1 pseudogene is annotated in these 914 nt (G+C 40.5%); it reads right to left on the bottom strand.

Annotated features, from left to right (window positions below):
- Positions 1 to 914 (bottom strand): annotated as a pseudogene (locus ACYVRA_RS07440) (hypothetical protein); the annotation flags it as partial.

The following is a 914-nucleotide window of genomic DNA, read 5'->3' as shown; positions in this document are numbered from 1 at the left end:
TACCCTGTATATTGACGGATCTGTTTTATGAATAGGCGTATTGTTAGCCTGATTATTTTTACGATTAACAACAATATCCTGATTGGTTAAATGGTTTTCCGGTTTGTTGGGCGGACATGGAGTTATTTTAGACGCTACCCCGCAATTATTGCATTTTTCCTTACATGAAGATGTAATAAGGCTGTTTTCCGATTTTTCTAATTCATCCCTAAGGTATTCAGGCATTACATGAGAATCGATACTTTCCCATGGAAGCGGATTATTTTTTCCTGATAAAATTGAATCTAAAACATTACGGTTTTCTTCCAGTACCCTGCGCCATTCTTCCTTGTTAATAAATTCGCTCCAGGGATCAAGCCTGCTTCCCGCAAGCCATGCTTCTTTACATAATAAGCCCGCTCTTTCATCCCCTCTGCTTAACAGCCCTTCTATTTGTGAAATGAGAGGGTCTGAAATGCTTACCTTATGCCCCAAAGGTTTTAATTTTGAGCGTATAAAATTAAGTTTTTCTACTGCTGTTTCACTGTCAAGCTGCGTCGCCCACTGGTATGGGGTATGCGGTTTTGGAATAAAAACTCCCACGTTAATGTTAAAATGCGTTCTGGTTTTTCTGCCAATATCCGCGATAAATGAGACTATTTCCTCTTCTTCATTTTGATCAAAAACAGGCACGGGAAGCCCTATCATAAAATAAAACTTGGCTCCCTTCCAACCGTTCTTCCTTGCCTCTTGAATAATGGAAACGACTGAATCCTTTGTCACTTCCTTATTTATGGACATCTGCCATGCATCTTTGGGCGTTTCAACGGCAAATGTTAGCCCGCTCTTCCTTGTTACGGCGATCTGTTCAAGAATTGAAAGTGAAAAGCCTGAAACTTTAAGTGAGGGCAGTTGGAATGAAACGTGCAAACCGC

The organism is Treponema sp. R8-4-B8, assembly GCF_054786175.1.
The sequence above is the reverse complement of the archived record's forward strand: the minus strand, read 5'-3'. Positions and strand labels throughout refer to the sequence as shown.